The sequence below is a fragment of the Sphingopyxis sp. genome (genome assembly GCF_025869345.1).
GTDB lineage: Bacteria > Pseudomonadota > Alphaproteobacteria > Sphingomonadales > Sphingomonadaceae > Sphingopyxis.
Genome location: NZ_JAOZVW010000139.1, coordinates 1 through 4,420, shown reverse-complemented (window position 1 = coordinate 4,420; position 4,420 = coordinate 1). Strand labels below are relative to the sequence as shown.

6 protein-coding genes are annotated in these 4,420 nt (G+C 66.7%); all 6 read right to left on the bottom strand.

Features of this window, described 5'->3' with window-relative positions; all coding sequences use genetic code 11:
- Positions 1-56: 56 nt before the first annotated feature.
- On the bottom strand, positions 57-770 hold the full coding sequence (locus OJI97_RS15335) for an endonuclease/exonuclease/phosphatase family protein (protein ID WP_297664897.1): 714 nt from the start codon (positions 768-770) through the stop codon (positions 57-59).
- A gap of 166 nt (positions 771-936) precedes the next feature.
- Positions 937-1,149: a DUF2007 domain-containing protein gene (locus OJI97_RS15330; protein WP_297664895.1), complete on the bottom strand. Its 213-nt coding sequence runs from the start codon at positions 1,147-1,149 to the stop codon at positions 937-939.
- Entirely contained in the window at positions 1,149-1,709 is a 561-nt protein-coding gene (locus OJI97_RS15325) for a pyridoxamine 5'-phosphate oxidase family protein (RefSeq protein WP_297664893.1), read from the bottom strand. The genes OJI97_RS15330 and OJI97_RS15325 overlap by 1 nt, the downstream gene beginning before the upstream one ends.
- Positions 1,710-1,743: 34 nt before the next feature.
- Positions 1,744-2,319: a DUF924 family protein gene (locus tag OJI97_RS15320; protein WP_297664891.1), complete on the bottom strand. Its 576-nt coding sequence runs from the start codon at positions 2,317-2,319 to the stop codon at positions 1,744-1,746.
- 5 nt (positions 2,320-2,324) lie between these two features.
- On the bottom strand, positions 2,325-2,732 hold the full coding sequence (locus OJI97_RS15315) for a hypothetical protein (RefSeq protein ID WP_297664889.1): 408 nt from the start codon (positions 2,730-2,732) through the stop codon (positions 2,325-2,327).
- A 116-nt stretch (positions 2,733-2,848) separates the two neighbouring features.
- A complete protein-coding gene (locus OJI97_RS15310; protein WP_297664887.1) occupies positions 2,849-4,048 on the bottom strand; it encodes a hypothetical protein in 1,200 nt (399 codons plus the stop codon).
- Between the last annotated feature and the right edge of the window lie 372 nt (positions 4,049-4,420).

Here is a 4,420-nt window from a genome sequence, read left to right as displayed (position 1 = left end):
GGTACTCGCGGGCCCCCGGACCAAGTCCGGGGTGCCGAGGGAAAGCACGCGGATGTCTATTCGCTTCGGACTGACTCCACCGTTTTGAACCGCGCCCAGATCGGCAGGTGATCCGAGGCGCGGGCGGCGAGGGGGCTGCGGTGGACGCCGGCGTCGACGGGTTCGAGGTCGGGCGAAGCGAAGATGCGGTCGAGCTTGGCGACCGGCCGGCGGCTGTGAAAGCTGTGGCCGGTATCGACGAGGCGGTGATGCTCGCCGAAATCGGTGAGGCAGCCGCCCGCCGCGCGCCATTCGTTGCAATCGCCCATCAGGATCGTCGGCAGTTCCTCGCCCCCCGCGACATGGTGGAGGATCGCGCGCGCCTGCTGGCGGCGGCGCAGGCCCGAAATGTCGAGGTGCATGCCGACGACGCGCAGCCGGTCGCCGCCGATGCGCAAGGTCGCGGCGACCGCGCCGCGCGGTTCGAGCGTCGGCAGGTGGAGCGCGTGGCTTTCCTCGACCGCGATCCCCTTGCGGACGAGCAGCGCATTGCCGTGCCAGCCGATCGCATAGGGGCGGCCATCGAGCAGATCGACCGGCACATAGTCGCTATGCTCCTCGAACATGTGCGGCGGGATCGCGCTGGCGCGGGTGCCGAAGCGGCGGTCGGCCTCCTGCAGCGCGACGACATCGGCGTCGAGTTCGCGCAGCACCGACAGCACCCGGCCCGGATCGCGGCGCCGGTCGAGCCCGATGCCCTTGCGCATATTATAGCTGGCGACCTTGATCATGGGCGGGATGGGCCGTTGTCTTTCATTGCTCATTATATGACGAATGAAGAGCGATCGGGTTGCCCGCCGCACCACCGTCATTGCGAGCGGAGCGAAGCAATCCAGAGCGGTTTACGCAACCCTGGATTGCTTCGTCGCTACGCTCCTCGCAATGACGAGCCAGATTTCAGCCGACGCCGAACTCTTGCATCAGCGCGCGGGCTTCCACCAGATCTTCATCGAGCACCATCACGCGCACCGGGATGAGCAGCCCGACGCTGTCGGCGATGTTCATGCCCGCGTCGAAGCAGACGGCGTGGACGCCGGCGCTTTCGAGGCGGCCGCGCAGCAGTTCGGCCTCGACGCCGTTCGGCAGGCGGATCAGTTCGACGAGCGCCATCAGGCGTCGCCCGCGATATAGCGGTCGGTGGGGCGCGTCGGCAGGCCGTCGATGCTTTGCGTGCGGCCCTGGAACTTTTCGACCCATTCCGCGGGGTCGGCCTGGCGGTGATATTTGCGCAGCGCCTCGCGTTCGTGACTCAATTCCATCATCGGCACGCCCCAGCCGCAGCTCGTCTGGACGCTTGTCACCTCGATCACGAAGATCTGGCGCGTGCCGGGGAGCAGGGTGAAATGCGCGGCGAGCGCGTCCCAGCCGGCGTCCTGCGGCAGCACCGCGCGGCCGCGGCCATAGATGCGCAATATCCAGGCGGTGCGATCGAACGCGCAGAACATCAGCGTGATGCGCCCATCGGCTGCGAGATGCGCGTGCGTCTCGTTCCCCGAGCCGCCGAGATCGAGCCACGCGACCCGGCTTTCCGATAATATGCGGAAACAGTCATAGCCCTTGGGCGACAGGTTGATGCGGCCCTCCGCCGCCGCGGTGGCGGTGAAGAAGAGCGGTTGCCGTTCGATGAAGGCGATATGCCTGTCGGTCAGCGTGTCGGTGAATTCGGCCATATATCCCGTCCGCGTGGCAAAGACCCAGACCCTATCACCAATGGCCGCCCTCTTCTATCGCCGCCTCCTCGCCGGGCCGGTTGGCGCGGCCGAGCGCCATGTTGCGGTGCGGGAAGCGGCCGAAGCGGTCGATCATGTCGAAATGCTTCTTCGCATATTCGTGGAAGACCGGATCGGCGAGCTGGTTCATCAGCCGCAGCGATTCGCGCTGGTCGGCGATCTCCTCGCTGTGCTCGAAGGGCAGATAGGCGAATTGGCGCCGTTCGTCGGGCCAGCTCTGGTCCCAGCCCTTTGCGACGATGCCGCGCGCGACCGCGCGGGCGAGGTCGTCGGTCGCGAAAGCCCCGGCCTGGCGGCGGTGGATGTTGCGCGGCACCTGGTCGAACAGGATCACCGCGGCGAGTGCGGTGTCGGGGTCGGTCAGAAAAGCCTCGGCCGGCCGGGCGCGCAGCACCTCGCGCCAGTCGCCCGCCAGCGCGCGCACCTCCGCGTCGAAGTCGGGCCCGCCGCCATACCAGTCGGCCATGCCATGGCCGTCGAACCAGAAGGCGAGGAGCCGTGCGGCCCAGTCGGGGGGCGGCGCGGCCCGCGGGGTCTCGTCGTCCTGCACGCCGGTTATTGCGCCGCCGCCTTGACCTTCCGATAGGGCACGAACTCGCCGAGCGAGACGAAGCCGCTATACATATGGCTCGTGCGGTCGCGCAGTTCGACGGTGTCGATGCTGCACAGTCGCGACGACGTCGTCTTGGTGACGAGAATATCGTCGTCGCCAAGCTGATCGGCGCCGCCGCGCGGGCGGTTGACCCACAAAGTATTGCCGACACGATAGACGATCGCGGTCTTGTCGATCACCTGGCTGCTGTTGGTCGCGGCCAGATTGATGCAATCCTGCGGCGTGCCGGCGACTCGGCCTTCGAGCAGCTTTTCGAGCTGCTGTTCGGGCGTGCGCGTGTCCTTGGCAAAGGCGGCGGGCGCGGCGAGCGTCGCGGCGGCGGCGAGGATGGCGGGGATCAGCGTACGCATGATATGACTCCTGTCTTCAACATACCCTACCCGTCGGGCACCCTACGCCGCCGCGCGTTAACCGGGGATGACTCACCGCGCCCCCGGCACGCTTCGCCGGATCGGAAGGGCCGGGATCAGCAGGTCGGCAGCGGAATGCCGAGCGGTCCCTTGCACTTCTTCTTTTTCGCGGGCTCGGGGGTGCTCGCACCGCCGCTCGAACCGCTCATGCCGCCGAAATCGGCGCCGACGAGCAGCATCGTGTGCGAGCGGAAGCGCACCTTCGCGGTCCAGTCGATGTTCCACACCGCATTGCCCGCGGGCTTGGGCGGGTAGGAGAAGTTGGCCTCGGGCCCGAAAGCATTGAGGTTGCCGACCATCATCTCGCCCGACGCCTTCTTGACCTCGGCGGGAATCTGGCAGCTCGTCTGCGACGGCGGCATGACGATCTTCTTCGTGATCAGGTTGGCGACCACGGACGGGGGCAACCAGTCCCACAGGCCGCCGCCGAACTCTTTCGTCGCGCTGCTCGTCCACCAGACGACGTCGCCGCCGCCTGCGCCGCGATCCATCCCGCCGAAGGCCCAGGCGGCATAGCCGGTCGCGGGCTGAAGCGGGCTCCAGCGGATCATCACCGACCCGTCGGGCTGGATCGCGGTCGAGGCCTGGAGCCCCGGCATATAATCCTGTGCGAGGGTGAAGTTGATCTCCGGCCCGAAATTGCTCGTCACCTTGTGCGCGCCGAGCAGCGACGATCCCGACGAGGGCTGCTTGCCGCCCTTGCCGTTGGGCCAATGGGCATAGGAGCGGCTGTTCGCCGCCGACACTTCGCGGATCACCGGCACCGCGCTCGACATCAGGCCCGGCGGCATTTGGCCCGCGGCGACCTTCGCGAAATCGATGACGACGGGCTGACCCGGCCCCGCCTTCGCGCCGCAGCCCCAATAGAGGAGCAGGCGGCCCTTCGGCCGCTCGAACGTCTGCGGCACCTCTTCCTTGCCGCGTTCGGGCGCGATCAGCGGCAGCGATTTGCCGACCTTTGCCTGCGGCAGGAAGAAATGGTCGCCCTTCGGCGGCGGCGCGCTGGCGTCTTGATTCGAGCCGAGGCGGAGGTCAAGCAGATAGGCGACCTTGGTCGACGGATCGCCGCCGAACATCATCCCCATAGCGCCGCCGATGCCGCCGCGTCCGCCCGCCATCGCGGCGAAGCCCGACATCGTCGCAACGTCCATTTCATAGCGTTCCTTGGGACCGCTGGTCTTTTGCGCCGATCCCGGAACGGCGGCAAGCATCGCCGCGATCGCGGCGACGGAGATGAAACGCAGACTCGAACGCATGAAATCCTCCCTGTTCCGGGAGGCGAACCCTCCCGCGGATAACGATGCGGCCCAAGATTGATTATGTTTGAAAGGGGTATAGGCGCGGGAAGGGCGTCCGCCAAGTGAGCGGAGTCACACGGGTGTGCCAATCCCGCAAATGCGAAAGGCTCCGCCTCGCGGCGGAGCCTTCACGACGGCTTCACGGGCTTGTTATCGCCGATGTGAAGCCCGCTGCCTGCATGAAGAAGGCAGTCTCCTAGCCCGATACCGAAGCAGAGCGGGAACGAGCGTGGGCATATAACCCGAAAGATGAAATGTCGATGATCGATCGCATGTCGTCATTGCGAGCGAAGCGAAGCAATCCAGGGCGGTTTACGCCACTCTGGATTG